This window comes from Salipiger sp., assembly GCF_059781815.1.
Genome location: NZ_JBYNAH010000061.1, coordinates 1 through 23,325, shown reverse-complemented (window position 1 = coordinate 23,325; position 23,325 = coordinate 1). Strand labels below are relative to the sequence as shown.

Genomic DNA, 23,325 nt, shown 5'->3' with positions numbered 1-23,325 from the left:
GGTCTTTCGGACCTGGTCGGGATAAATCGAGAGGTTCGTCAGGCAGATCGCCACCCCGCGGGCCGGCGATGGCGCGGCGGCGCCCCGTGAGTAAGGCCCTCAGCCTTCACCGTCGAGCACCGCCTTGAACTCGCGCCACTCGCCCTTGGACATGCCCGAGCTCTCCTGCGTCACCTCTTCGCCCTTCAGCATCCGGCGCACGCAGTCGAGCGCGGTCGAGGACATCTGCGCGCCGCCCATGCGGTAATCCTCGAAGGCCTTGTAGGCGAAGGGCACCCAATCGGCGACCATCTCGCAGATCGCCTCGGCATAGACCCGGATCTCGTATTGCGCGTGGCTGTCGGCGCGCAGGCGCAGGAAGTGCAGCAGGTTGTGCAGATCGACCTTCCAGTACCACTGGGTGTAGGTGTTGGCGGGCAGGTTCATCCGCGCCAGCTCGCGCGCGAGGCCTTGCTGGTCCTCGGTCGAGATCATCTCTTCGTAATGGTCGAAGGCGCGCGTGGCGTCGTCGCGCAGGTAGCGCAGCACGCGGTCGGCCTCGGCGCCCTCGAGCGCTTCGCCGCGGCCCTGGTTGTTGGTCACCGATTGCGCCGCGAGATGCTCGGGCGCGGGGATGTAGAACTCGCGGTCGAGGATCGAGTAGCGGGCGGAGTATTCGTTGACGTTGGCGGTGCGGTGGCGGATCCATTGCCGCGCCACGAAGATCGGCAGCTTCACGTGCAGCTTGATCTCGCACATCTCGAACGGGGTCGAGTGCCAGTGCCGCATCAGGTAGCGGATCAGCCCCTCGTCATTGCTGACCGACTTGGTGCCGCGCCCGTAGGAGACCCGCGCCGCCTGACAGATCGCCGCGTCGTCGCCCATGTAGTCGATGACCCGGACAAAACCGTGATCGAGCACCGGCTTGGCGGTGTAGAGATGCGCCTCCATGCCGGCAGAGACGGCGCGCAGGGTGGGCTGCGTCTCGCTGCGCTGCGCGTCGATTTCGGCCTGCTGTTCCGGGCTGAGCGGCATGGGGAATCCCTTCTTCGGTCTGCGAGTCGATAAGCCCCATATATGGCGGAAAGCTCGGGGGATGGAAACTATATGGAGTGGGTCGAGGCGAAGTTTTGGCCCAATGGGCGGCGCGACGCCGCGATCCGCGATCGCTTCCGCCCTCGACATATGCGCCACGCTCTCTACTCTCTCCTCAAGAACTGGAAAGAAGGAGCGTGCGCCATGGGGATCAAATACCTGCACACCATGGTCCGGGTGAAGGACCTCGAGAAATCCATCGCATTCTACAAGCTGCTGGGGCTGGTCGAGCGCCGCCGGACCGAGAGCGAGAAGGGCCGCTTCACGCTGGTCTTCCTGTGCCCGCCGGAGCAGGCCGACGGCACCGCCGACGTCGAGCTGACCTACAACTGGGATGGCGACGAGGGGCTGCCCTCGGATTCGCGCCATTTCGGCCATCTCGCCTACACGGTGCCCGACATCTACGAGATGTGTCAGACGCTAATGGACAACGGCGTGACCATCAACCGCCCCCCACGCGACGGCCACATGGCCTTTGTGCGCTCGCCCGACAACGTCTCGATCGAGCTGCTGCAGGAGGGCGACGCGCTGGCGCCGCAGGAGCCCTGGGCCAGCATGGAAAACACGGGCAATTGGTAAGGTCGGCGGCCCTTCGTCTCGCGGCCGCGGCCGCTCTGGGGCTGACGCTCTGGACCGGCGCGGCCGGGGCGGAGGGCTGTCGACTGGCGCTTCTGCTGGCGCTCGATGTCTCTTCCTCGGTGGACGAGGAGGAGTACCGTCTGCAGAAGGAGGGTTTGGCCGCGGCGCTGGCCGATCCCGACATCTCGCGCTCGATCCTCGAGGGGGAGGGGCGCGTGGCGCTTGGCGTCTACGAATGGAGCGGGCGGCGGCAATCGACCGTGGTGCTCGACTGGACGGTGATCGGCGACCAGCCGACCCTCGATCAGGCCATCGGCCAGATCCTCGCCGCGCCGCGCAGCCACAACCGCTTTCCCACCGCCATGGGCTACGCGCTTGGCTATGGCTCGGGGATGCTCGACCGGGCGCCGATCTGCGAGCGCCGGGTGATCGACGTCTCTGGCGACGGCATCACCAATGACGGCTTCCGCCCGCAGCAGGCCTATATCCACTTTCCCTTCGGCAACGTGACGGTGAACGGACTGGCGGTGCTGGGCTCGGACCCGCGGGTGGTGGAGTATTTCCGCGGCGAGGTGGCGCACGGGCCGGGCGCCTTCGTCGAGGTGGCGCAGGGCTATAGCGATTTCCGCCGGGCGATGACGCTGAAGCTGTTCCGCGAACTCAACGACATGATCATCGGCGGGCTGGAGCGGCAGGTCGACGGCCGGCCGGAACTGCGCTAGGCGAAACAGCCTGCGAGGGGCTGGCGATGCGATTGCAGCCTCAGCTCGCGCTGCTTTGGCCGAGGGAGGCGTCCGCCCAGGCCTGACTTGGCGCCCGCATCGCGCATCGAACCGCGACTGGCACCCCTTGCTGCGGGCCAAGCTGCGCCAGGCGCTAGTAGGTATACCTGATCTGGTCGGTCCAGAACCGTTCCAGCCGGCGCAGCGACGTGTTGATCTTGTCGAGCCCGTCGAGATCGATGACGTTGCGCCCCTCGAGCCCCTCGGAATGCCGCTCGAACAGGGTTTGCACCATGTCGCGCACCTCGCGCCCGCGGGCGGTGAGCCGCACCCGCACCGAGCGGCGGTCGATCTCGCAGCGCTGGTGGTGCATGTAGCCCATCTCGACCAGCTTCTTGAGATTGTAGCTGACATTGCTGCCCTGGTAGTAGCCGCGCGATTTCAGCTCGCCCGCCGTCACCTCGTTGTCGCCGATGTTGTAGAGCAGCAGCGCCTGCACCGCGTTGATCTCGAGCACGCCGGTGCGCTCGAACTCATCCTTGATCACGTCAAGCAAGAGCCGGTGCAGCCGCTCCACGAGCGCGAGCGTCTCGAGATAGCCGGTCATGTAGCCGCTGAGCGGCTTTTTCCCCATGGAGGCATGAATGCTCATCACCGTCTCCGCCTGTTTCTTGTGACAGGCAGGTTTGGGGGAAAAACACCAACAATCGGTTAAATCACGCCAAAGACATGAAAAACCGTGCCGACCTCACGGATTGCAGGCGACCTGCGAGATATCGTCAATCAGCGGTTGCAGCGTGGCCGGCGCCGGGCGCTGGCCCGAGACCCACTGGTAGAGATCCTGATCGTTCTCTTCGAGCAGCGCCTCGTAGGCATCGAGCTGGGCGGCATCCATGCCCGCCAGGCGGGCATCGGCATAGCGCATCAGGATGATGTCCATCTCCTTGATGCCACGGCGCATCGACCGCATGGTCAGCCTTTTCAGGCGGTTTTCCGGGGTCTCGGTCATGCGTCCTCCTTGAGAAGCTGGCGCAGGGTCTTTTCCAGCCGGCCAAGCCGGTCGCCGGCGGTCTGGATCTGGGTCTTGAGCGCGCGGATTTCCAGCAGCGCGTCGTTCACGTCGGCGGGCAGGGCTGCCTCGGTCTCTTCCGGGCCCGATATGCCTTCGCCCTCGCCGGTGAGCAACCACACGATCGACACGTTGAGCAGCCCGGCCAGCATCTGCAGCCGGTTGGCGCGCGGCTCGGAGAGGTCGTTCTCCCAGCCCTGCAGGGTCTTGAGCTTCACGCCGAGGCGGCGGGCCAGCTTCTCCTGACCCATGCCGGCGGCCTCGCGGGCGGCGGCGATACGGTCTCCGAAGGTGGCGGCGTCGGGTCCATACCAGTCGGTGGTGTCGTTCATTCTGCGCTCCTCCCGGCCCTCGGGGCCGCTGACTCGGCGGCGGATGCCGCTTGAACGGGTGCGGGGCGCACCCTATGACAGTCGCGATCTCAATACAAACGGTGCCCCATGGCTTTCCTCTCCGACACCCTCGCCCGCGTCAAACCCTCGCCCACCGTGGCGGTGACCCAGCTTGCCGCCGAGCTCAAGGCACAGGGCAAGGACGTGATCGGACTCGGGGCCGGCGAGCCCGATTTTGACACGCCGGACAACATCAAGGAGGCCGCGATTGCGGCCATCCATGCGGGAAAAACGAAATACACCGCTCCCGACGGCATCGCCGAGCTGAAGCAGGCGATCTGCGACAAGTTCAAGCGCGAGAACGGGCTCGACTACCAGCCCTCGCAGATCAGCGTGAGCACCGGCGGCAAGCAGGTGCTCTACAATGCCTTCATGGCAACGCTGAACCCCGGCGACGAGGTGATCATCCCGGCGCCCTACTGGGTGAGCTATCCTGACATGGTGCTCCTGGGGCAGGGCACGCCGGTGATCATCGAGGGCAAGCCCGAGCTCGGCTACAAGATCACGCCCGAGCTGCTCGAAGCGGCGATCACGCCGAAGACCAAGTGGTTCCTGTTCAACTCGCCGTCCAACCCGACCGGCGCGGGCTATACCCGCGACGAGCTGAAGGCGCTCACGGACGTGCTGATGCGCCACCCGCATGTCTGGGTGATGACCGACGACATGTACGAACATCTCGCCTATGACGGGTTCGAGTTCTGCACCCCCGCGCAGGTCGAGCCGGCGCTCTACGACCGCACCCTGACCTGCAACGGGGTCTCCAAGGCCTATGCCATGACCGGCTGGCGCATCGGCTATGCCGGCGGCCCGGTCGAGCTCATCGCCGCGATGCGCAAGATCCAGTCGCAATCGACCACCAATCCCTGCTCGATCAGCCAGTGGGCGGCGGTGGAGGCCCTGAACGGCCCGCAGGATTACCTTGCCCTGCGCTGCGCGGCGTTCAAGCGCCGCCGCGATCTCGTGGTCTCGCGTCTCAACGCGATCGAGGGCATCACCTGCCCGGTGCCGGAGGGGGCGTTCTACGTCTATCCCTCGATCGCGGGGCTTCTGGGCAAGACCTCGAAGGGCGGCACGGTGATCGACAGCGACGAGGCCTTCAGCAAGGCGCTGCTGGAAGAGAACGGCGTCGCGGTGGTGTTCGGCGCGGCCTTCGGCCTGAGCCCGAACTTCCGGATTTCCTATGCCACGTCGGACGAGAACCTGGAAAAGGCCTGCGACCGCATCGCGGCGTTCTGTGCCGGCCTGAGCTGAGGCAGCGGACCGGCGGGTCGGGCCGGAGCATTTTACGAGTAAGGAGGAGGGGACATGTCAGGCGATCTGCCCGAGTATTATTTTCGCGTCCGCGACAACGGGGCGACGGTGTTCCGAGTCGATACCGAGAACCGCCAGCGCCGCATCGAGATGGACCAGATCGCCGTGGTCAACGTCAACCGTGGCGAGATCAAGCCGCATGGCGACCGGGTGCTGAGCGATTCCGACCTGAGCGCGATCCGGCGTTGGATGACCGAACGTCAGGCGCTGCTCGAGATGCGCGACATGGATGACATCCACCGCTCGATCGACAGTCTCAACATGACGACGCAATGGGCCCAGTCCAGGGCCAGCGACGCGCAGCTCGACGAGGTCACGGATGCGCTGCTTCTCGCGATGCACGATCTGCGCACCGTGCTGGTGCGCAAGCGGGCAGACCGGCTTATGAAGAAGTGATGCTAAATCGGGGACAATCGGGCGAGTTTGGCGCGATTGTCCTTGATGCCTCCCGGTCTGCGGGGTGCATTGCCACATTTTCGCCAAGATGTTTGACTCGGACCGAGGCGCTGATACCCTGATTTGACGAGATATTTTCCACCAATCCGGTTTATGGGGGACCAGATGCGCGTCTTCACCTTTCTTGCCGCTGCCACGGCGCTGTCGATTTCCGCGTCGCAGGCGCTGGCCTGGGACGATGCCTACAAGGGCGATGCCACAGCCGATCCCAGCCGCCAGCCGCTGATTCAGGCCTATCCGGCGGCGAACTATTGCCCGGGCGGCAAGCAGCCGGTCATCGTGGGGGGCGTCATCTGCTGCGGCACGCCGACCGCGGGCACCTATTACAATCCGGTCTCCAGCGGATATCGCGCTGCCGCGGCACCGCGTCGCGCCGCGCCGCAACAGAAGAGCTATCTCCCGAAGGCCTACGCGCCCGAGGGCGAAAAGGGCGTGGTCTACAACTGACGCCGCGCCCCTTGGCAAATTCGGACAGGCCGCGTATATGCGCGGCCTGAACCATTTCCGGGGATCCGACCATGCAGGGCAGTGCAAATCTCAACATCATGATCAAGGCGGCGCGCAAGGCGGGCCGGTCTCTGGTCAAGGATTTCCGCGAGGTCGAGAACCTGCAGGTCTCGATGAAGGGCGCCGGCGACTTCGTCAGCCGCGCCGACATCGCGGCGGAGAAGATCCTCAAGGAGGAGCTGCTCGGCGCCCGGCCGACCTATGGCTGGCTGGCCGAAGAGGGCGGCTCCCAGGATGGCGCCGACCCGACGCGGCGCTGGATCGTCGATCCGCTCGACGGCACCACCAACTTCCTGCACGGCCTGCCGCATTGGGGCGTGTCGATCGCGCTCGAGCACAAAGGTCAGATCGTCTCCGCCGTGGTCTACGACCCGGCCAAGGACGAGATGTTCTACGCCGAGAAGGGCAGCGGCGCCTGGCTCAACGACTCGCGCCGCCTGCGCGTGTCGGGTCGCTCGCGGATGATCGAGGCGATTTTCGCCACCGGCATCCCCTTTGCTGCCAAGAACACCCTGCCGGCCACGCTGAAGGACTTCGCCAAGCTCATGCCGGAATGCGCCGGCGTGCGCCGCTGGGGCGCCGCCTCGCTGGATCTCGCCTATGTCGCCGCCGGCCGCTTCGACGGTTACTGGGAGCGCGAGCTGAAGCTCTGGGACATCGCCGCAGGCTATCTCATTGCGCTCGAGGCGGGCGCGCTGGTCGATGGCGTGCGCGAGGGCCAAGACCCGCTCGAGAGCGGTTCGCTGCTCTGCGCCAACAATTCGATCTACGACAGCTTCGCCAAGATCATCCGCGAGGTCTGACACCGGGCCGCCTCACCGCGCCCCTGTCTTCTCTACGTCGAAAATACTCCCGCCGGAGGCGTCCCCCGCCTGCGGCCGGGCGCAGCATGGCGATGGCGCCTGGCACCCAGTCGCGCCGCTTGCCGCCCCGCACGACGCCAGCCTCTTCTTTACACCCAAAATACTCCCGCCGGAGGCATCCCGACCCTGCGGCCGGGCGCTACCGGTCCGAGGGATGATTGACCCCGTCGGTCCACAGGATCGGCTCGTGCTCGGCCGGGTTCACCCCCTCGATGGCGCCCATGTTGACGCCGTACTGGTTCGGGTTCGAGCGCCGGCGGTGATACATGTAGATGCCGCAGACCGAGCAGAAATGATGCTGGGCCGTCATCGTGCCGAACTGGTAGAGCGTCAGCGTGTCGGCGCCTTTCACCACCTCGACGCCGTCCAGCGGGGCCGAGACCGCCGGCGCGCCGCGGCGGCGGCAGAAGGAGCAGTCGCAGCGCCGGGCGGTGTTCAGCCCGTCGACCAGCGTCACGCGCAGTTCGACGGCGCCGCAATGGCAGGTCACTTTCACCGGCTCGGGTGTCATCTCGGTCATCGTCGGCGTCCTATCCTCGGGATGCTTGTGGTGTCGGAGTAGCGGCCCGCCGGGTGGGGCGGGTGGCCGTGGGTGCGGCTCCAGAAGGCCGGGCCGCCGCGGCGCAGCCAGGTGGGCGCGATCAGCGCCATGCCGGCGACGAAGCCGCCGAGATGCGCCCAGTAGGCCACGCCCGAGCCGTCTCCGGCGGGGCCGAAGCCGCCGAAGACCTGCAACGCGAACCAGACCGCGAGCATGATCCAGGCGGGCACCGGGATGATCTTGAAGATGATGATCAGGATGACGAGGATGTCGACCCGGGCCTTGGGGAACATCAGCAGATACGCCCCCATGACGCCGGCGATGGCGCCGGAGGCGCCCACGGTGGGCACCGGCGAGAGCGGCGCCGAGAGGTAATGCACCAGCGCCGCGATCAGGCCCGAGGCGAGGTAGAAGCCGAGGTATTTCAGATGCCCCAGCGCGTCCTCGATATTGTCACCGAAGATGAACAGGAACAGCATGTTGCCGGCCAGGTGGGTGAGGCCGCCATGCAGGAACATCGAGGTCAGCAACCCGGTGAAGCCGTAGCCCTCGGTGACCAGCGCCGGGATCAGCGCCCAGTCGATGAAGAAGGCGTTGAGTGCGCGCGGGTTCTGGAACAGGCCCCAGTAGCTGATGAAGATGACGATATTCGCCACGATCAGCCCGTAGGTGACATAGGGCGTGCGGCCCGACGGGTTGTGATCGCGGATTGGAAACATGGATTGTAGCTTGGCGCGGAACTGGCCCGCGTCAAGGTGTCCCGAAAGGAAACGGGCGCGGCAGGGGGCCGCGCCCGTGTCTCGTCACATATTGCCGCCGAGCAGGGCGGCATTGCCGCCCGAGGCCGTGGTGTCGATGCAGACATGGCGCTCGGCGCGGGCGTGGCCGGTGTCGGGCAGGCCGGTGATCAGGCTCAGGATCGGTCCGCTCCGCCCGGCCAGCGCGCGGCGATAGGCGCGGGCCTCGGCCTCGCCCCCCCACCAGATCGCCGCCGAGATGCCCTCGAGCGCCGCCAGCGCCTCGGGCGCCAGCTTGCCCTGCGTCGTGACCGCCACGCCGCCGCGCTTGCGCACCGCCTCGGCCTGCGCCGCCGTGCAGTCGCTGCCCGGCCCGAGGCAGAGCACCGGCGGGCGGGCAAAGCTGGTGTACTGGTTGGCCTCGCCGGTCGGCCCCGGCAGCTCGGTGAGCTTCGGCGGCGCGCCGCGCCCGGCGCCGTCGATGGCCGCCGTCAGACGCGCGGGCACCTCGCCGGTCGACCAGCTGCCGGCGGTGGCGCTGACGGCATGGTGGCGGAAGCGGTCGCAATAGAGCGGCCCGCCGGCCTTAGGGCCGGTGCCCGAGAGCCCCTCGCCGCCGAAGGGCTGGCTGCCCACGATGGCGCCGATCTGGTTGCGGTTGACATAGAGGTTGCCGGCCTCGACGCGCTCGGTCACGTGCTGCACCCGGTCGTCGATCCGGGTCTGCAGGCCGAAGGTCAGCCCGTAGCCGGTGGCATTGATCGCGTCGATCACCTTGTCGAGCTCGTCGGCCTTGAAGGTGGCGAGGTGCAGCACCGGGCCGAAGATCTCGCGCTCGAGATCGCCGATCCCGCGGACCCGGACCAGCGCCGGGCCGATGAAGTGGCCGGCGCGCGGCACGTCGATCTGCTTCATCAGCCGGCCCTCGGCGCGGGCGGCCTCGACATAGGCGTGGATGCCGTCATGGGCCTCGGCGTCGATCACCGGGCCGAGATCGGTGGAGAGATCCCACGGCAGGCCGGGGCGCAGCGCCTCCATGGCGCCCTCGAGCATCTCGGTGAACTGCGGCGCGATGTCCTCCTGAACGTAGAGGCAGCGCAGCGCCGAGCAGCGCTGGCCGGCGGACTGGAAGGCCGATTCGACGATGGCCCGCACCGCCTGTTCAGGGAGCGCGGTGCTGTCGACGATCATCGCGTTGAGCCCGCCGGTCTCGGCAATGAGCGGCGTGCCGGGGTCGAGATGCTCGGCGATAGACCGGTGGATGATCTGCGCGGTCTCGGTCGATCCGGTGAAGGCCACGCCCGCAACACGCGGGTTCGAGGTCAGCGCGGCGCCCACGTCACCGGCGCCGGGCAGCAGTTGAAGCGCCTCGCGCGGGACACCGGCCCCGTGCAGCAGCTGCACCGCGCGCCAGGCGATCAGCGGCGTCTGCTCGGCGGGTTTCGCCAGCACCGCGTTGCCGGTGGCCAGCGCCGCGGCGATCTGGCCGGTGAAGATCGCCAGCGGGAAGTTCCACGGCGAGATGCAGGCAAAGACGCCGCGCGCAGGCGCCCCCTCGGCGCGCTCGGCGTAGTAACGCAGGAAGTCGACCGCCTCGCGCAGCTCGGCCACGGCGTCGAGCTGGGTCTTGCCGGCCTCGCGGTGCAGCAGGGCGAAGATTTCGCCGTAATGCTCCTCGTAGAGATCGGCAGCCTTGAGTAGCGCGGCGGCGCGCTCGGACGGGCTGGCCTGCCACGGCTGCGCGGCCTCGGCGGCGGCGGCGACGGTCTCGGGGCTGGCCCAGGTGATCTCGCCCACGTGGTCGGAGGGATCGGCCGGGTTCGGAACTTTGTCGGTCGCCCCCAGAGGCGCCTCGACCGCCGTAATCGGCCCGGCCTGCCACGGCGCGGCGCGGAACGGCGCGCGGGCGGCGTCGATTGCCGCGAGCGTCGGGCGGTGGGTCAGGTCAAAGCCCTTGGAGTTCTCGCGCTCGGGGTAGAAAAGCTCCGGGCCCCGGGCGAGGGGGCGCAGGTCATGCGCCTCGAACGGATCGGCGGCCACCACCGCGGGCGGCACCTCCTCGTCGACGATCTGGTTCACGAAGGACGAGTTCGCCCCGTTCTCGAGCAGACGGCGTACGAGATAGGCCAGCAGGTCGCGATGGGCGCCCACAGGGGCGTAGATCCGGCAACGGGTGCCGGCATCTTTCTTGACCAAGGAATGCAGCGTCTCGCCCATGCCGTGCAGGCGCTGGAACTCGAAGGCGCTCTTGTCGCCCGCCATGTGCAGCACCGCGGCGACGGTGTGGGCGTTGTGGGTGGCGAATTGCGGGTAGATGCGGTCGGTCATGCCGAGCAGTTTGCGGGCATTGGCGATGTAGGAGATGTCGGTGTTGGTCTTGGCGGTGAAGACCGGGAAGCCCTCGAGCCCCATGACCTGCGCGCGCTTGATCTCGGTGTCCCAGTAGGCGCCCTTGACCAGCCGCACCATGATGCGGCGGTCATGCGCCTCGGCCAGCGCGTAGAGCCAGTCGATGGTCTCGGCGGCGCGCAGCCCGTAGGCCTGGACCACCACGCCGAACCCGTCCCAGCCGGCAAGCGTGGGCGAGGCGAAGGCGCGCCCGATCACGTCAAGCGAGAGCGACAGGCGGTCGGCCTCTTCGGCGTCGATGTTGAGCCCGATGCCGGCGGCCTTGGCCTCCTCGCAGAGCCGCAGCAGGCGCGGCACCAGCACCTCCATCACCGCGTCGAACTGGCCTTCCTCGTAGCGCGCGAAAAGCGCCGAGAGCTTGACCGAGATGCCGGGATTGTCGCGGATGTCTTTCGCTTTCGCCGCCTTGGCAATTGCGGCGATGGCCTTGGAATAGGCCTCGAGATAGCGCAGCGCGTCGTCCTCGGTGCGGGCGGCCTCGCCCAGCATGTCGTAGCTGTAGGTGTAGCCCTTGGCCTCCATGGCGCTGCCGCGCTTCATCGCCTTCTCGATGGTCTCGCCCAGCACGAACTGCGCGCCCATCTCCTTCATGGCGCGGCCCACGGCGGTGCGGATGACCGGCTCGCCCAGGCGCTTGACGGCGTTGCGCAGGTGGCCGGCGGGACCGGGGCGCTGGGTCGGGTCGAGCACCTTGCCGGTGAGCATCAGCGCCCAGGTCGAGGCGTTGACCAGTGGCGAGGTCGAGCGGCCCATGTGGCGGCCCCAGTCGGACGGTGCAATCTTGTCCTCGATCAGCGCGTCGATGGTCTCGGCATCGGGGACGCGCAGCAGCGCCTCGGCGAGGCACATCAGCGCGATGCCCTCGTCGGTCGAGAGGCCGTACTCGGCGAGGAAGACCTCCATCATGCCGGGCTTGGTGCTGCCGCGGATCTGGGTGACCAGCGTGGCGGCGCGGTCGGCGATCTCGTCGCGGTCGGCGGGCGAGAGCGCGGCCTGCTTGCGCAGCTTCGCGACGGTCTCGGCCTCGTCGGCATAGGTGTTCTGGTCGATCAGATGGCGCAGATCGGGGGCAATGTCCTTGGGCATTCGGCGTCTCCGGTGATTTTTGCCAGCATACAGTGGCGCGAGAAGTCTATTTGCCTTAAGAGATGTTTTGCGCGCATCAAAACGACCGAAGATTCCGGGAAACGCAATGCAAGACGACTTCGAAGAATACGACCGGTTCGACCGCGCGATTCTGACCACCTTAGCAGCCGAGGGGCGAATCTCGATCACCGAGCTCGCCCGCCGCATCGGGCTGTCGAAAAGCCCCACCCAGGCGCGGCTGCGCCGGCTCGAGGAGCTGGGGGTGATCCGCGGCTACCGGGCGATCCTCGACCCGATCCGGCTGCGGCTCGATCACGTGGCCTTTGTCGAGGTGCGCATGCTCGACACCCGCGAGGCCTCGCTCGAGGCGTTCAATGCCGCTGTGGCGGCAATCCCCGAGATCGAGCAGGTGCATCTGATCGCGGGCAATTTCGATTATCTGCTGAAGGTGCGCACCGCCGACATGCGCAGCTATCGCCGGGTGCTGGCCGAGAAGATCTCGACCCTGCCGCATGTCTCGACCACCTCGACCTATGTCGCCATGCAGGCGGTCAAGGAAGACGGTCTGGCGCGCCCGCCGGGGGCGAGTGGCTGAGGGGCGCAATCGGGAAAAAAGAAAGGCGCTGGTGCCGGTTTGGGAGGAAGGGGCACAGCGCCGTCAAATTGGCGGGTCTTCTTCTGGAAGAGCGTTGTCAGTCGTCGTCCTGAGCGCTAGACGCTTCAGGGCGCGTCGTGCGGGCGTGGTGGAATGGTAGACACAAGCGACTTAAAATCGCTAGGGCCTGGCCCGTGCGGGTTCGAGTCCCGCCGCCCGCACCACGCCGCATCCGGCAATGGTCCGTGAGTGGTGGTCGTTTGGCCGGTACGGCGTATCCTCGAGACGCCGTGGGGATCAGGCCACCTCCGGCTCGTCGGCCGCGGCGGGCTGTTTCTTCGCATCAAGCTTCTGTTGCAGCTTTTCGAGATCCGAGGCCCCCTTGCCCTGAGGAGCAGCGGTATTGACCTTGTGTTCCACCATGAGTTGAGCGCGGAGGTGTTGGAAGACGTTGAGCATCGGCGGTCCTTTCCGTCGTAACAAAGATGCCCGGCGAGCGGCGGTGCAACCTTGGGCCTGTGGGTCTTCGGCTGGAAGAGACTTGGGTTTCGGGTCCTGAGACGCTTCGGGCTTGGCGTCTCCTGCTGGTCTTGCCGTCACTCCAAGATGTAGAAATCATCCTATGTTTTTCAATGCCTTGGAGTGGCGTGAGGGGCGATTTTCGATCGATTCCCCGGCCCGAAACATGCATCTCAGAGGTCATTTGAATAATGTCTAAATTTATCATGATCTTATCGGTGTTCAGAAAATTTCGACTGGTATGAAAAATTTTCGGGGCCGGAACGTGTTTGCGCTCGCGGCCCCCTCTTCGCTCTCGATTTTCGCTATCTGAGGTTGTCTGTCGATGTCAGCGCGGCGGCAGGTCGAGCGGCGCCTCGGCCATCTCGGCGGCCACGCGGTCATCGATCGGGGTGTCGTAGGTCATCAGGAGGTAGCCCAGCACGGAATAGAAGCCGACCGTCGCGATCAGGTCGATCACCGCGGGACGCCCGATGGCTTCGGCAAGTTCGCGCTCCTGCTCCGGCGCCAGCTTCTTGTTGTCGATCAGCGCATCGACGGCGCGGGCGATGAGCCCGTCCTCGCCCTCTGGCGTGCCGCCGATCGCTTCGATGCGGGCATCGTCGAAGCCGAGCTGCCGCGCGCGCGAGACGTGATGCGCCCATTCATAGGGCGAGCCAAGCCGGTAGCCGGCCCGCAGGATCACCACCTCGGAGCGCTCGAGCCCCAGCGCCGTGTCGCGCACGATGTGCTGGCGCAGCGGCGCCCAGGCGCGCAAGAGCGCCGGGTGATGCGCCATGGTGCGGTAAACGTTGAGCGCGCCCGCGAAACCGTCGCGCAGGTCGGCGATCTCGTCGGGCCAGTCGGCATCGGAAACGGGCGGGCAGGGGGAGGCGGTCATGGCGGGCTCGTCTTTCTGATCATCGCGGGAATCGTGACGCCGAGCTTACGGTCTGGCCCGTTGCGCGCCAATGCGCCCCAATCGCGCGGCCAAGGGCGTTGATCGAGCGCAAGGAGCGCCGCGCCGCTTGGCCCTAGCATATCTCCGCCGCGGGCAGGGGAGGCCAGCATGACCAGCCGCATCGACCAGATCCTCGCGCGCATCGACGCGCTGCATGACGAACTCGAGGAGGAGATCGGCCGCCGCCGCGAGGCGTTCCAATACCGGCTCGAGAAGAACCGCGTGCGCTTCGAGGCCGGGCGGCTGCGCCAGCAGCGCGCCCTTCGGATGCGCTGGAGCAGCTTCCTCGCACGCGCCAACCCGTGGCACATCCTCACCGCCCCGGTGATCTACGCGCTCATCGTGCCCTTCGCGCTGCTCGATCTCTGCGTCTCGCTTTATCAGGCGATCTGCTTCCGCGCCTACGGCATCCCGCGGGTGAAGCGGGGCGATCACATCCGCATCGACCGCCATCACCTCGCCTATCTCAACGTCATCCAGAAGGCGAACTGCGTCTATTGCGGCTATTGCAACGGCCTCCTGTCCTACGTCTCCGAGATCGCCTCGCGGACCGAGGCCTTCTGGTGCCCGATCAAGCACGCCGCCCGGGTGGCACAACCGCATCACCGCTATCCGCAATTCACCGATTACGGGGATGCGGAGGGCTTTCAGGACGGGCTCGAGGCCGCGCGACGTGACGTCACGAGATCCGACCGCTGATTGCCAAGCCATGCGCTGAGCGCGTATCTTTTTGCCTAAGCTATGCGTTTTGGGAATGCCCGTTCTGCGGGCGCGTTCTCTACCTTTTCGGCGGAAGCAGTGGCTGCATACATTGGTGTGCAGATGATTTCCCGTTCGGAACGGGGCGCGGCCAGCCCGCGCCGCCCGCAGTGGAGGAGCCCCCATGACCCGACAGTCCCGCATCGCCCATCCCGATTTTCAAAGCCGTCTGATGAGCGCCGAGGACGCCGCCGCGCTGATCCATGACGGCATGACCGTCGGCATGAGCGGCTTCACCGGTTCGGGCTATCCCAAGTCGGTGCCCACGGCGCTGGCCGCGCGGATCGAGGCGGAGCATGCCGCCGGCAATCCGTTCCGCGTCAAGGTCTGGACCGGCGCCTCGACCGGGCCCGAGCTTGACGGGGCGCTGGCCAAGGCCGACGGAATCGAGTTCCGGCTGCCCTACAATTCCGACCCCATCGCGCGCGAAAAGATCAACGCGGGCGAAATGAACTATTTCGACATGCATCTGAGCCAAGTCGCGCCGATGGCGTGGCAGGGGTTCCTCGGGCGGCTCGACGTGGCGGTGGTCGAGATCTCGGGCATCACCGCCGAGGGCGCGCTGATCCCGTCCTCCTCGATCGGCAACAACAAGACCTGGCTCGACTGCGCCGACAAGGTGATCCTCGAGCTGAACCGCTGGCAAAGCGATGCGCTGAACGGCATGCATGATATCTACTATGGCACCGCGCTGCCGCCGAACCGGGTGCCGATCCCGCTGGTCAAGCCCGATGACCGCATCGGCCAGCCGCATTTCCTGGTCGATCCCGAGAAGGTGGTCGCCATCGTCGAGACCGACGCGCCCGACCGCAACCTGCCCTTCGCCAAGCCCGACGCGGTGGCCGAGGCCATCGCGGGCCACCTGCTGGAGTTCTTTGCCCACGAGGTGGCGAAGGGGCGGCTGCCCGAGAGCCTCCTGCCGCTGCAATCCGGCGTCGGCAACGTCACCAACGCGGTGCTCTCGGGGCTGATGGAGGCGCCTTATCACGGCATGACGGCTTACACGGAGGTGATCCAGGACGGCATGCTCGATCTTCTGGACGCGGGCAAGCTGCGCATGGCCTCGGCCACGGCGTTCTCGCTCTCGCCGGAAGCGGCGGAGCGCTTCAACGCCGAGGCGGCACGGTTCCGCGACAAGCTGATCCTGCGCCCGCAGGAGATCTCGAACCACCCCGAGCTGGTGCGCCGGCTTGGCTGCATCGCGATGAACGGGCTGATTGAGGCGGATCTCTACGGCAACGTGAACTCGACCCATGTCATGGGCTCGCGGATCCAGAACGGCATCGGCGGCTCGGGGGATTTCGCCCGCAACGCCTATGTGTCGATCTTCATGACCCCCTCGACCGCGAAAGGCGGCAAGATCTCGGCCATTGTCCCGATGGCCTCGCATGTCGATCACATCGCGCAGGATGTGCACGTGCTGGTTACCGAGCAGGGGCTGGCGGACCTGCGCGGGCTGGCGCCGAAGCAGCGCGCCGAGCTGATCATCGCGCGCTGCGCCCACCCCGACTACCGCGACGCGCTGCGCGACTATTTTGCGCGGGCGCGGGCCGGCTCCTTCGGGGGACACGCCCCGCACCTGCTGGGCGAGGCGCTGTCCTGGCATCAGCGCTTCGTCGAGACGGGCGCGATGGGGTAGGGGCGCGTTGTGAGCGCCGCCTGCGCTCTTTGACGCCCCCCGGGAGCGCCCCTCGCAGCACTCGCGAAGGCTGCGGACAGAGGCCCTGAAACGTCAAAGGCGGACCCGAAGGTCCGCCTTTGCTATTCCGGTCGTCAGCCTGTCGCGTCAGCCGTCGAGCTTGCCCGCAATCGCCGCCTTGATGTCGGCGATCTCGCCCAGGCCATCGACCCGGCAGTGCTGACCCTTGGCGTAGTAGTAGCCGATCAGCGGCGAGGTCTGCTTGTAATACTCCATCAGACGCTTCTTGAGGCTTTCCTCGTTGTCGTCCGCACGGCGCTTGAACTCGGTGCCGCCGCAGTTGGTGCATTTGCCGTCTGCCGGGATCGGCTTGGTGATGTCGTTGTAGACCTCGCCACAGGTGCCGCAGGTCGAGCGCGCGGTGATGCGCTGGACCAGATCCTCGTCGTTGACGCGCAGCTCGACCACCTTGTCGAGGGTCATGCCTTCCTCGGCCAGCAGCTCACCAAGCGCATCGGCCTGCTTGAGCGTGCGCGGGAAGCCGTCGAAGATGTAGCCGCCCTCGGGGTCGGCCTCGAGCTTCTCGCGGATCAGGCCGATGACGATCTCGTCGGTCACAAGCTCGCCGCGTGCCATCACGTCGGCGACCTTCTTGCCCATTTCCGTGCCGCTGTCCTTGGCCTCACGCAGCATGTCCCCTGTGGAGAGCTGGGTCATGCCCCGCTCTTCCACGAGAATGCGTGCCTGAGTGCCTTTGCCCGCGCCGGGCGGTCCAAGAAGAATGATGTTCATCGGCGTGCAGGTCCCCTCCGCTTTCGGGCCTTACTCTTACCGCGGAGCTGCGACTTCTGAATAAGACCTTCGTATTGATGTGCCAGCAGGTGGCTCTGGACCTGCTGAATGGTGTCCATCGTGACGGATACCACGATAAGCACCGAAGTCCCGCCGAAATAGAACGGAATGGCGAACTGCGACCGCAGCACCTCCGGGAAGAGGCAGACCGCGGCGAGGTAGGCCGAGCCCAGCACGAGCACGCGGTTGACCACGTATTCGAGATGCTCGGCGGTGCGCTTGCCGGGGCGGATGCCCGGAATGAAGCCGTTCTGGTTCTTCAGGTTGTCCGCCACGTCATCGGGTTTGAACGAGACGTTGAAGGTGTAGAAATACGCGAAGAACACGATCATCGCGGCGAAGAACAGCAGGTAGAGCGGCTGTCCGGGGCCGAAATAGGCAAGGATCGTCGACATCACCGGACCGGTCGAGCCGGCCTGGCTGAAGGTCGCGATGGTGGTCGGCAGCAGCAGCAGCGAGGAGGCGAAGATCGCCGGGATGACGCCCGCCGGGTTGACCTTGACGGGCAGGTGCGACTGCTGCGCCTCGGTCATCTTCATGCCGACCTGGCGGCGCGGATACTGGATGGTGATCTTGCGTAGGGCCCGTTCCATGAACACCACGAACATGATCACTGCGATGACCATGACGATCACGCCCACGATGATCGCCGGGCTCATGGCGCCGGAGCGGCCCGAGGCGAAGAACTGCGCCAGCGCGGCCGGGATCTCGGCCACGATGCCGACGAAGATGATCAGCGAGATGCCGTTGCCGATGCCGCGGGCGGTGATCTGCTCGCCCAGCCACATCAGGAACATGGTGCCGCCGACCAGCGTGATCACCACGGCGGCGCGGAAATACCAGCCCGCCTCGTGGGCGAGATCGCCCGCCTCGAGCGACACCGCAAGGCCGTAGGCCTGGAACAGCGCCAGCGCGACGGTGCCGTAGCGGGTGTACTGGTTGATTTTCTTGCGGCCCTGCTCGCCCTCTTTCTTGAGCTGCTCGAGCGCCGGCACCATGGCCGCGAGGAGCTGCACGATGATCGAGGCCGAGATGTAGGGCATGATGCCCAGAGCGAAGATGCCCATGCGTCCCAGCGCGCCGCCGGTGAACATAGAGACCATGCCGCCGATGCCCTGGCCGGCCTGCTCCATGAAGTCGCGGAGCGCGCCGCCGTCGATGCCGGGCACGGGGATGAAGGTGCCCAGCCGGTAGACGATCAGAAGGCCGAGGGTGAATAGGATGCGGTTGCGAAGGTCAGTGGCCTTCCCAAGCGCCGCCCAACTGGTGTTGGCGGCCATTTGTTCCACAGCGGATGCCATGCGGGTCCTCTCGAAGGCAGAACGCCGCCGGAAGCGCTTTCCGGCTCCGGCGGCGTTCGTGGAAAACGTGGGGTCCTATGTAAGCGGCTGTCTCACCGCTCACAACCCGCTTATTCTGCGGCTGCCGCAGCCGTGACCTTGAGAGCGCCGCCGGCTTTCTCGACGGCCTCGACGGCCGACTTCGAAGCCCCGGTGGTCTCGATGGTCAGAGCGGTGGTCACTTCGCCCTTGGCGAGAACGCGGATGCCGTCGAGCTTGCGGCGCACCAGGCCCGAAGCCACCAGGCTGTCCTCGGTGATCGACGCGGCGTCGAGCTTGCCGGCGTCGACGAATTTCTGGATCAGGCCGAGGTTGACGACAGCGTAGCTCTTGCGGTTCGGCTTGTTGAAGCCGCGCTTGGGCAGACGCTGGTAGAGCGGCATCTGGCCGCCTTCGTAGCCATTGATGGCCACACCCGAACGCGATTTCTGACCCTTGATACCACGGCCACCCATCTTGCCCTTGCCCGAACCCGGGCCACGGCCGATGCGCTTTTTGGACCGGGTTGCACCCGGGTTGTCGCGAAGTTCATTCAGTTTCATGTCGCTTCTCCATTGCCGGATGTGACCCCCGAAGCGAACGGGCCAACCACGGCGTTTCTTGGTTTTCTGAATCAGTGGCGCAATGCCACCGAGGGCCTGTAGCGCAGTGCCCGCTGCAACGCAAGGGTGCGGATGCCCGCGCGGGGCGCCGGTGCGGGCAGGCACGGGCGGCAGGGGGCTTTCTCTGCCGCAAGGCCATAGGCCAGCAAAAAGGCCGGGGCAATCTGCCCCGGCCTCGAAAGACTGCGTGAGAAACGCGCCTTAGTTCATGAAGGATTCATCAACGTCGGGCATCTCCATCAGCTGCTCCTTGGTGTAGTTGGTCACCAGAACGTAGGAGCCGTCGTCGATCGGCATCAGCTGCACGTCGTTGAGCGAGATGTGCACGTGCTTGTCGCCGATATCGAGGAAGCCACCCACCTCGGCGACGATGCCCTCGAGCGATCCATCGGCATTGAGCACGATGTCTTCGATCTCGCCGACATTGTTCCAGTTGTCACCGATCTCGGTGTACGACCCCATGGTGCCGTTCGAGGCCATCTCGGTGTCGGCGCTCATCTGGGCGTCGGCATCGGTTTCGGCCATTTCGGTCTCTGTCTCGGTTTCCATGGCCGCGTCGCCTTCGGCGAGCTCGGCTTCGCCCATCGCGGCGTCTTCGTTGATCGCGTAGACGGCGCCGCCGGTGATGTCGCGGGTGCGGATCAGGCCGTCTTCGTCCATGCCGAAGATGTCGTCCATGGTCTGGTTGGTCTCGGCGGCGGCCTGGTCAAGCTCCTGGTTGGCTTCGTTGGCAGCGTTCTGGATCGCCTCGCCGGCATCGTCTGCGGCCTGCTCGATCTCCTGACCGGCTTCCTGCGCGCCGTTCTCGATGGCTTCGCCGGTGTTTTCGGCAGCCTGCTCGATGTTTTCGCCGGCCTGCTCCATGTTGGCTTCGGCCTGCTCCATCTGAGCGTTCTCGGTCTCCATTTCGGCGCCGTGGTTGTCGGCCCAGCCTGCGGTACCTGCGGTAAGCGCGATGGCGGCGACGGTCATGCTAAGGCGGTTCATGGTGTTTCCTCCGTGTGTGTAATCGCCGCTCCGTCGCGGCGTCTGACCTCACAACACGCAGTTGCCCGGGTCGTTCCACCCGGGCAAACATCCGCCAATAACATGTTTTTTACGGAACTTTAGCTCGCATTCTTGTGAATGAATGCGAGGAGCTGCCGGGTCGAACCGTCCTTCCCGTCCGCCGCCTGATCGCCGGTCACCATCGGGCCGAGCGCGGTGGCCAGCTCCTTGCCAAGCTCCACGCCCCACTGGTCGAAGGAGTTGATGTTGAGGATCACGCCCTCGACGAAGACGCGATGCTCGTAGAGCGCCACGATGCGGCCCAGCGTCTCGGGATCGAGCTTGGGATAGACCAGCGTGGTCGAGGGGCGGTTGCCCGGGAATACCCGGTGCCGCGCCTGCCGCTCGAGCTCATCGCCCTCGAACTTGCCGGCCACCTTGCCGCGCGCCTCGTCGAGGTCGCGGCCGCGCATCAGCGCCTCGGACTGCGCGAGGCAGTTGGCGATGAGCAGCGCATGGTGGTGCTGCAGCTCGGGCTCATGCCCCTGCGCGGCGACCATGAACTCGCAGGGCACCACCCGGGTGCCCTGGTGGATGAGCTGGTAGAACGCGTGCTGGCCATTGGTGCCGGGCTCGCCCCAGACCACCGGGCCGGAATTGCAGGCCAGATCCGCGCCATCCATGCTCACGCCCTTGCCGTTGCTCTCCATCTCGAGCTGCTGGAGATAGGCCGGCAGGCGGCTCAGGCGGTTGTCATAGGGCAGCACCGCGCGGGTCGCGTGGCCCAGCACCTGGTTGTGCCACATGCCCACCAGCGCCAGCATCACCGGCATGTTCTGCTCCAGCGGCGCGGTGCGGAAATGCGTGTCCATCTCCATGCCGCCCTTGAGGAAGGCGCGGAAATTGGCGGGACCGACGCCGATCATCAGCGAGAGCCCGATCGGCCCCCACATGGAATAGCGCCCGCCGACCCAATCCTCGAAGCCGAAGACGCGGGACTCGGGGATGCCCCATTCGGCGGCTGCCGATTTGTTCGACGACAGCGCCACGAACTTGCCCTCGGTGGAGACGCCCTTTTCCTCGAGCCAGGCCCAGGCCGTCTTGGCATTGGTCATGGTCTCGATGGTGGTGAAGGTCTTCGACGCGATGATGAACAGCGTGGTCCGGGGTTCGCAGAGCTTGAGCGTGTCGGCGATGTCGGCACCATCGACGTTCGAGACGAAATGGCAGCGCGGCCCGTCGGCGTAAGGCGACAGCGCGATGTAGCCCATCTTGGGGCCGAGGTCCGAGCCGCCGATGCCGATATTGACAACGTCGGTGATCTCGGAGCCGCGGATCTCCTCGGCCAGCACCTCCATGCGCGACAGGGTGTCGAGCACCTCGGGCATCACGTCCGATCCATCGACCTCGACCGGGGTGCCGTCGAGGTTGCGCAGGGCGGTGTGCAGCACGGCGCGGCCCTCGGTCTCGTTGATCTTGGTGCCGGAGAACATGGCCTCGCGGCGCTCGGCAAGCCCCGCGCCCTCGGCGACTGCGATCAGCGCGGCGCGGATCTCGTCGTCGATCAGGGTTTTGGAGTAATCGAACAGCATGCCGTCGTGGCTGACCGAGAACGTCTCTGCCCGACCGGCGTCCTGCGCGAACAGCGCATCAATACGGATCCCGTCGCGCGCGGCGGCGAGGCTCTTCAGATCATCCCACATGTCAAATCTCACTTTGCTCTATTCGGCCCAAGGTCACTCAGCCCAGTGTACGACGGCTTCGTCGAGCACCGCATTGATCGGCGCCTCGAGAGGCGGCAGTCCGCGCGCCTTTTCAAGCACGTCCCGCTTCTCGGCGCCATAGATCACGATGTGCTTCTTCAGCGCGCCGTCGAGCACAGGCGCGCTCAGGGTGATGCGCGGCTCGGGTGCGCCGGGTGCCCGCATCGGCAGCAGGATCGGCGCGTCGCCCGAGAGCGCCGCCTCGAGCTTGTCGGCCTCGGGAAAGATTGAGGCGGTGTGCATGTCGGCGCCCATGCCCAGAAGCACCACCGCCAGCGGCAGCGCTGGCGCGATGGTGTCGGCCAGCTCAGCGAGCCGTTCCTCGGGGGTCTCGGCCTCGGCATAGAGCGGCAGCAGGCGCGCCGCCGCGGCGCGGTCGGTCAGCAGACGCTGGCGCAGCAGGCGGGTGTTGGAGCGCTCGGAGCTTTCCGGCACCCAGCGCTCGTCGGTCAGCATGACGTCGACGCGCGCCCAGTCGAGATCGGCGGCGCAGAGCGCGTCGAAGACCGGCCCGGGCGAGGTCCCGCCCGGGACCGCCAGCGCGGCGCGGTCCTGATGGCTCAGCGCGGCGCGCAGCTCTCCGGCGATCTGGTTGGCGAGATCCATCGCCAGCATCTCGCGGTCGGGATATTCCTTGAACTCGTAGGTCATGCCTTGATCCCGCGCCAACGGCGCCCGTCCCGGTTGATGAGGAAGGCGGCGTCGTCCGGTCCCGAGCCACCGGCATCGTAGGGCTTGGGCGAGTCGCCGCGGCGCTCCCAGCCCTCGATCAGCGGATCGGTCCAGGCCCAGGCCGCCTCGACCTCGTCGCCGCGCATGAACAGCGTCTGGTTGCCGCGGATCACGTCCATGATCAGGCGCTCATAGGCATCGGTGACCTCTTCGGCCTCCGGCCCCAGCGCATCGGCGAAGGACATGTCGAGCGGCACGTCGACGAGACGCATGCCGCCCGGGCCCGGCTCCTTGATGGTCACGCCCAGCGTCATGCCCTCGTTGGGCTGCAGGCGGATCGACAGCACGTTGCGGTGGCGCCCCGAGTCGATGCCGAAGATCGAGTGCGGCGTCTCCTTGAACACCACCGCGATCTCCGAGGCTCGCGCCGCCAGACGCTTGCCGGTGCGCAGGTAGAACGGCGTGTTGGCCCACCGCCAGTTCGACACGTAGCACTTGAGCGCGATGAAGCTTTCGGTCTTGGAAACCGGGTTCTCGGCGTCCTCGCGGTAGGAGGGCATCTCGCCGTCCGAGGTGTACTGCCCGCGCACGATCTGGTCGGGATCGACGGGATCGAGCGCCCGGATCACCTTGAGCTTCTCGTCGCGCACTGCGTCAGCCTCGAACCGCGCCGGCGGCTCCATGGCGATCAGACAGAGCAGCTGCATCAGGTGGTTCTGCACCATGTCCCGCATGGCGCCGGACTTGTCGTAATAAGATCCGCGCCCGCCGACACCTACGGTTTCGGCCACGGTGATCTGGATGTGATCGACGTATTGCGCGTTCCACAGCGGCTCGAACAGCATGTTGCCGAAGCGCACCGCCATCAGGTTCTGCACCGTCTCTTTGCCGAGGTAGTGGTCGATGCGGTA

The 23,325-nt window shown here is 66.4% G+C and carries 25 protein-coding genes and 1 tRNA gene; 10 read left to right on the top strand and 16 right to left on the bottom strand.

Going from position 1 to position 23,325, the window contains the following annotated elements:
* Positions 1-99: 99 nt before the first annotated feature.
* Positions 100-1,014, bottom strand: coding sequence for an FAD-dependent thymidylate synthase (thyX, locus tag AC6RA4_RS09400; RefSeq protein ID WP_500159665.1), 915 nt, complete (start codon positions 1,012-1,014; stop codon positions 100-102).
* A 204-nt stretch (positions 1,015-1,218) separates the two neighbouring features.
* Between thyX and AC6RA4_RS09395 the strand changes: the two genes are divergently transcribed.
* Positions 1,219-1,653 (top strand): VOC family protein, encoded by a 435-nt coding sequence (locus tag AC6RA4_RS09395; RefSeq protein ID WP_500159663.1) that lies wholly within the window; start codon positions 1,219-1,221, stop codon positions 1,651-1,653.
* Positions 1,647-2,375 (top strand): DUF1194 domain-containing protein, encoded by a 729-nt coding sequence (locus AC6RA4_RS09390; RefSeq protein ID WP_500159661.1) that lies wholly within the window; start codon positions 1,647-1,649, stop codon positions 2,373-2,375. Before AC6RA4_RS09395 ends, AC6RA4_RS09390 begins: the two co-directional genes overlap by 7 nt.
* 154 nt (positions 2,376-2,529) lie before the next feature.
* On the opposite strand, the gene AC6RA4_RS09385 is transcribed toward AC6RA4_RS09390, so the two are convergent.
* The 3 genes from AC6RA4_RS09385 to AC6RA4_RS09375 form a co-directional block, all read right to left on the bottom strand.
* On the bottom strand, positions 2,530-3,027 hold the full coding sequence (locus AC6RA4_RS09385; RefSeq protein WP_500159659.1) for a MarR family winged helix-turn-helix transcriptional regulator: 498 nt from the start codon (positions 3,025-3,027) through the stop codon (positions 2,530-2,532).
* 96 nt (positions 3,028-3,123) lie between these two features.
* Positions 3,124-3,384 (bottom strand): succinate dehydrogenase assembly factor 2, encoded by a 261-nt coding sequence (locus tag AC6RA4_RS09380; protein WP_500159657.1) that lies wholly within the window; start codon positions 3,382-3,384, stop codon positions 3,124-3,126.
* Positions 3,381-3,776, bottom strand: a complete 396-nt coding sequence (locus AC6RA4_RS09375) for a helix-turn-helix domain-containing protein (protein ID WP_500159655.1) — start codon at positions 3,774-3,776, stop codon at positions 3,381-3,383. The genes AC6RA4_RS09380 and AC6RA4_RS09375 overlap by 4 nt, the downstream gene beginning before the upstream one ends.
* A gap of 108 nt (positions 3,777-3,884) precedes the next feature.
* On the opposite strand from AC6RA4_RS09375, the gene AC6RA4_RS09370 reads away from it, so the two are divergent.
* The 4 genes from AC6RA4_RS09370 (at position 3,885) to AC6RA4_RS09355 (ending at position 6,913) form a co-directional block, all read left to right on the top strand.
* Positions 3,885-5,087, top strand: coding sequence for a pyridoxal phosphate-dependent aminotransferase (locus tag AC6RA4_RS09370; RefSeq protein ID WP_500159653.1), 1,203 nt, complete (start codon positions 3,885-3,887; stop codon positions 5,085-5,087).
* A gap of 54 nt (positions 5,088-5,141) precedes the next feature.
* A complete protein-coding gene (locus tag AC6RA4_RS09365; RefSeq protein WP_500159651.1) occupies positions 5,142-5,543 on the top strand; it encodes a hypothetical protein in 402 nt (133 codons plus the stop codon).
* A 165-nt stretch (positions 5,544-5,708) separates the two neighbouring features.
* Positions 5,709-6,050 (top strand): hypothetical protein, encoded by a 342-nt coding sequence (locus AC6RA4_RS09360; protein WP_500159649.1) that lies wholly within the window; start codon positions 5,709-5,711, stop codon positions 6,048-6,050.
* A 71-nt stretch (positions 6,051-6,121) separates the two neighbouring features.
* A complete protein-coding gene (locus AC6RA4_RS09355; RefSeq protein ID WP_500159647.1) occupies positions 6,122-6,913 on the top strand; it encodes an inositol monophosphatase family protein in 792 nt (263 codons plus the stop codon).
* 199 nt (positions 6,914-7,112) lie between these two features.
* Here AC6RA4_RS09355 and AC6RA4_RS09350 read toward each other — a convergent pair whose 3' ends face one another.
* From AC6RA4_RS09350 to putA, 3 genes are all read right to left on the bottom strand, one after another.
* Positions 7,113-7,493, bottom strand: a complete 381-nt coding sequence (locus tag AC6RA4_RS09350; RefSeq protein WP_500159645.1) for a GFA family protein — start codon at positions 7,491-7,493, stop codon at positions 7,113-7,115.
* Positions 7,490-8,233: a rhomboid family intramembrane serine protease gene (locus AC6RA4_RS09345; RefSeq protein WP_500159643.1), complete on the bottom strand. Its 744-nt coding sequence runs from the start codon at positions 8,231-8,233 to the stop codon at positions 7,490-7,492. Before AC6RA4_RS09345 ends, AC6RA4_RS09350 begins: the two co-directional genes overlap by 4 nt.
* Before the next feature lie 84 nt (positions 8,234-8,317).
* Positions 8,318-11,746 (bottom strand): bifunctional proline dehydrogenase/L-glutamate gamma-semialdehyde dehydrogenase PutA, encoded by a 3,429-nt coding sequence (gene putA, locus AC6RA4_RS09340; protein WP_500159641.1) that lies wholly within the window; start codon positions 11,744-11,746, stop codon positions 8,318-8,320.
* Between the two features lie 106 nt (positions 11,747-11,852).
* Here putA and AC6RA4_RS09335 point away from each other — a divergent pair, with 106 nt between their 5' ends.
* A complete protein-coding gene (locus tag AC6RA4_RS09335; RefSeq protein ID WP_500159639.1) occupies positions 11,853-12,341 on the top strand; it encodes an Lrp/AsnC family transcriptional regulator in 489 nt (162 codons plus the stop codon).
* A gap of 139 nt (positions 12,342-12,480) precedes the next feature.
* Positions 12,481-12,565 (top strand) — tRNA-Leu (locus AC6RA4_RS09330).
* Positions 12,566-12,638: 73 nt separating this feature from the next.
* On the opposite strand, the gene AC6RA4_RS09325 is transcribed toward AC6RA4_RS09330, so the two are convergent.
* The gene (locus AC6RA4_RS09325) at positions 12,639-12,800 is read right to left on the bottom strand and encodes a hypothetical protein (protein ID WP_500159637.1); all 162 of its coding nucleotides are present in this window, start codon (positions 12,798-12,800) and stop codon (positions 12,639-12,641) included.
* Positions 12,801-13,188: 388 nt separating this feature from the next.
* A complete protein-coding gene (locus AC6RA4_RS09320; RefSeq protein WP_500159635.1) occupies positions 13,189-13,740 on the bottom strand; it encodes a carboxymuconolactone decarboxylase family protein in 552 nt (183 codons plus the stop codon).
* A gap of 168 nt (positions 13,741-13,908) precedes the next feature.
* Here AC6RA4_RS09320 and AC6RA4_RS09315 point away from each other — a divergent pair, with 168 nt between their 5' ends.
* Both AC6RA4_RS09315 and scpC read left to right on the top strand, forming a co-directional pair.
* Positions 13,909-14,499 carry a hypothetical protein gene (locus AC6RA4_RS09315; protein ID WP_500159633.1) on the top strand — a complete coding sequence of 197 codons (591 nt, stop codon included), beginning with the start codon at positions 13,909-13,911 and terminating at the stop codon, positions 14,497-14,499.
* Between the two features lie 184 nt (positions 14,500-14,683).
* Entirely contained in the window at positions 14,684-16,198 is a 1,515-nt protein-coding gene (scpC, locus tag AC6RA4_RS09310) for a succinyl-CoA:acetate CoA-transferase ScpC (protein ID WP_500159631.1), read from the top strand.
* 147 nt (positions 16,199-16,345) lie between these two features.
* On the opposite strand, the gene AC6RA4_RS09305 is transcribed toward scpC, so the two are convergent.
* From AC6RA4_RS09305 to AC6RA4_RS09275, 7 genes are all read right to left on the bottom strand, one after another.
* Positions 16,346-16,990, bottom strand: a complete 645-nt coding sequence (locus tag AC6RA4_RS09305) for an adenylate kinase (protein ID WP_500159629.1) — start codon at positions 16,988-16,990, stop codon at positions 16,346-16,348.
* Complete coding sequence (gene secY, locus AC6RA4_RS09300) at positions 16,987-18,351, bottom strand: preprotein translocase subunit SecY (RefSeq protein WP_500159627.1); 1,365 nt, start codon at positions 18,349-18,351, stop codon at positions 16,987-16,989. The genes AC6RA4_RS09305 and secY overlap by 4 nt, the downstream gene beginning before the upstream one ends.
* Before the next feature lie 110 nt (positions 18,352-18,461).
* Positions 18,462-18,932 (bottom strand): 50S ribosomal protein L15, encoded by a 471-nt coding sequence (rplO, locus tag AC6RA4_RS09295; protein WP_500159625.1) that lies wholly within the window; start codon positions 18,930-18,932, stop codon positions 18,462-18,464.
* Positions 18,933-19,193: 261 nt separating this feature from the next.
* Entirely contained in the window at positions 19,194-19,979 is a 786-nt protein-coding gene (locus tag AC6RA4_RS09290; protein WP_500159623.1) for a PRC-barrel domain-containing protein, read from the bottom strand.
* Positions 19,980-20,098: 119 nt separating this feature from the next.
* Positions 20,099-21,682: a glucose-6-phosphate isomerase gene (gene pgi, locus AC6RA4_RS09285; RefSeq protein WP_500159621.1), complete on the bottom strand. Its 1,584-nt coding sequence runs from the start codon at positions 21,680-21,682 to the stop codon at positions 20,099-20,101.
* Positions 21,683-21,715: 33 nt separating this feature from the next.
* Positions 21,716-22,393: a 6-phosphogluconolactonase gene (pgl, locus tag AC6RA4_RS09280; RefSeq protein ID WP_500159619.1), complete on the bottom strand. Its 678-nt coding sequence runs from the start codon at positions 22,391-22,393 to the stop codon at positions 21,716-21,718.
* Positions 22,390-23,325 (bottom strand): glucose-6-phosphate dehydrogenase (NADP(+)) (locus AC6RA4_RS09275; protein WP_500159617.1); only part of this gene is annotated, 936 nt, incomplete at its 5' end. The genes pgl and AC6RA4_RS09275, both read right to left, overlap by 4 nt.

What these genes read in the sequence shown, in the direction of transcription:
- thyX (WP_500159665.1), bottom strand. Translation starts at nt 1,014, where the DNA reads ATGCCGCTCAGCCCGGAACAGCAGGCCGAAATCGACGCGCAGCGCAGC.
- AC6RA4_RS09290 (WP_500159623.1), bottom strand. Translation starts at nt 19,979, where the DNA reads ATGAACCGCCTTAGCATGACCGTCGCCGCCATCGCGCTTACCGCAGGT.
- scpC (WP_500159631.1), top strand. Translation starts at nt 14,684, where the DNA reads ATGACCCGACAGTCCCGCATCGCCCATCCCGATTTTCAAAGCCGTCTG.
- AC6RA4_RS09380 (WP_500159657.1), bottom strand. Translation starts at nt 3,384, where the DNA reads ATGACCGAGACCCCGGAAAACCGCCTGAAAAGGCTGACCATGCGGTCG.
- pgi (WP_500159621.1), bottom strand. Translation starts at nt 21,682, where the DNA reads ATGTGGGATGATCTGAAGAGCCTCGCCGCCGCGCGCGACGGGATCCGT.
- AC6RA4_RS09370 (WP_500159653.1), top strand. Translation starts at nt 3,885, where the DNA reads ATGGCTTTCCTCTCCGACACCCTCGCCCGCGTCAAACCCTCGCCCACC.
- AC6RA4_RS09305 (WP_500159629.1), bottom strand. Translation starts at nt 16,990, where the DNA reads ATGAACATCATTCTTCTTGGACCGCCCGGCGCGGGCAAAGGCACTCAG.
- AC6RA4_RS09375 (WP_500159655.1), bottom strand. Translation starts at nt 3,776, where the DNA reads ATGAACGACACCACCGACTGGTATGGACCCGACGCCGCCACCTTCGGA.
- AC6RA4_RS09315 (WP_500159633.1), top strand. Translation starts at nt 13,909, where the DNA reads ATGACCAGCCGCATCGACCAGATCCTCGCGCGCATCGACGCGCTGCAT.
- AC6RA4_RS09385 (WP_500159659.1), bottom strand. Translation starts at nt 3,027, where the DNA reads ATGAGCATTCATGCCTCCATGGGGAAAAAGCCGCTCAGCGGCTACATG.
- rplO (WP_500159625.1), bottom strand. Translation starts at nt 18,932, where the DNA reads ATGAAACTGAATGAACTTCGCGACAACCCGGGTGCAACCCGGTCCAAA.
- putA (WP_500159641.1), bottom strand. Translation starts at nt 11,746, where the DNA reads ATGCCCAAGGACATTGCCCCCGATCTGCGCCATCTGATCGACCAGAAC.
- pgl (WP_500159619.1), bottom strand. Translation starts at nt 22,393, where the DNA reads ATGACCTACGAGTTCAAGGAATATCCCGACCGCGAGATGCTGGCGATG.
- AC6RA4_RS09350 (WP_500159645.1), bottom strand. Translation starts at nt 7,493, where the DNA reads ATGACCGAGATGACACCCGAGCCGGTGAAAGTGACCTGCCATTGCGGC.
- AC6RA4_RS09325 (WP_500159637.1), bottom strand. Translation starts at nt 12,800, where the DNA reads ATGCTCAACGTCTTCCAACACCTCCGCGCTCAACTCATGGTGGAACAC.
- AC6RA4_RS09345 (WP_500159643.1), bottom strand. Translation starts at nt 8,233, where the DNA reads ATGTTTCCAATCCGCGATCACAACCCGTCGGGCCGCACGCCCTATGTC.
- AC6RA4_RS09335 (WP_500159639.1), top strand. Translation starts at nt 11,853, where the DNA reads ATGCAAGACGACTTCGAAGAATACGACCGGTTCGACCGCGCGATTCTG.
- AC6RA4_RS09365 (WP_500159651.1), top strand. Translation starts at nt 5,142, where the DNA reads ATGTCAGGCGATCTGCCCGAGTATTATTTTCGCGTCCGCGACAACGGG.
- AC6RA4_RS09360 (WP_500159649.1), top strand. Translation starts at nt 5,709, where the DNA reads ATGCGCGTCTTCACCTTTCTTGCCGCTGCCACGGCGCTGTCGATTTCC.
- AC6RA4_RS09355 (WP_500159647.1), top strand. Translation starts at nt 6,122, where the DNA reads ATGCAGGGCAGTGCAAATCTCAACATCATGATCAAGGCGGCGCGCAAG.
- AC6RA4_RS09320 (WP_500159635.1), bottom strand. Translation starts at nt 13,740, where the DNA reads ATGACCGCCTCCCCCTGCCCGCCCGTTTCCGATGCCGACTGGCCCGAC.
- AC6RA4_RS09395 (WP_500159663.1), top strand. Translation starts at nt 1,219, where the DNA reads ATGGGGATCAAATACCTGCACACCATGGTCCGGGTGAAGGACCTCGAG.
- secY (WP_500159627.1), bottom strand. Translation starts at nt 18,351, where the DNA reads ATGGCATCCGCTGTGGAACAAATGGCCGCCAACACCAGTTGGGCGGCG.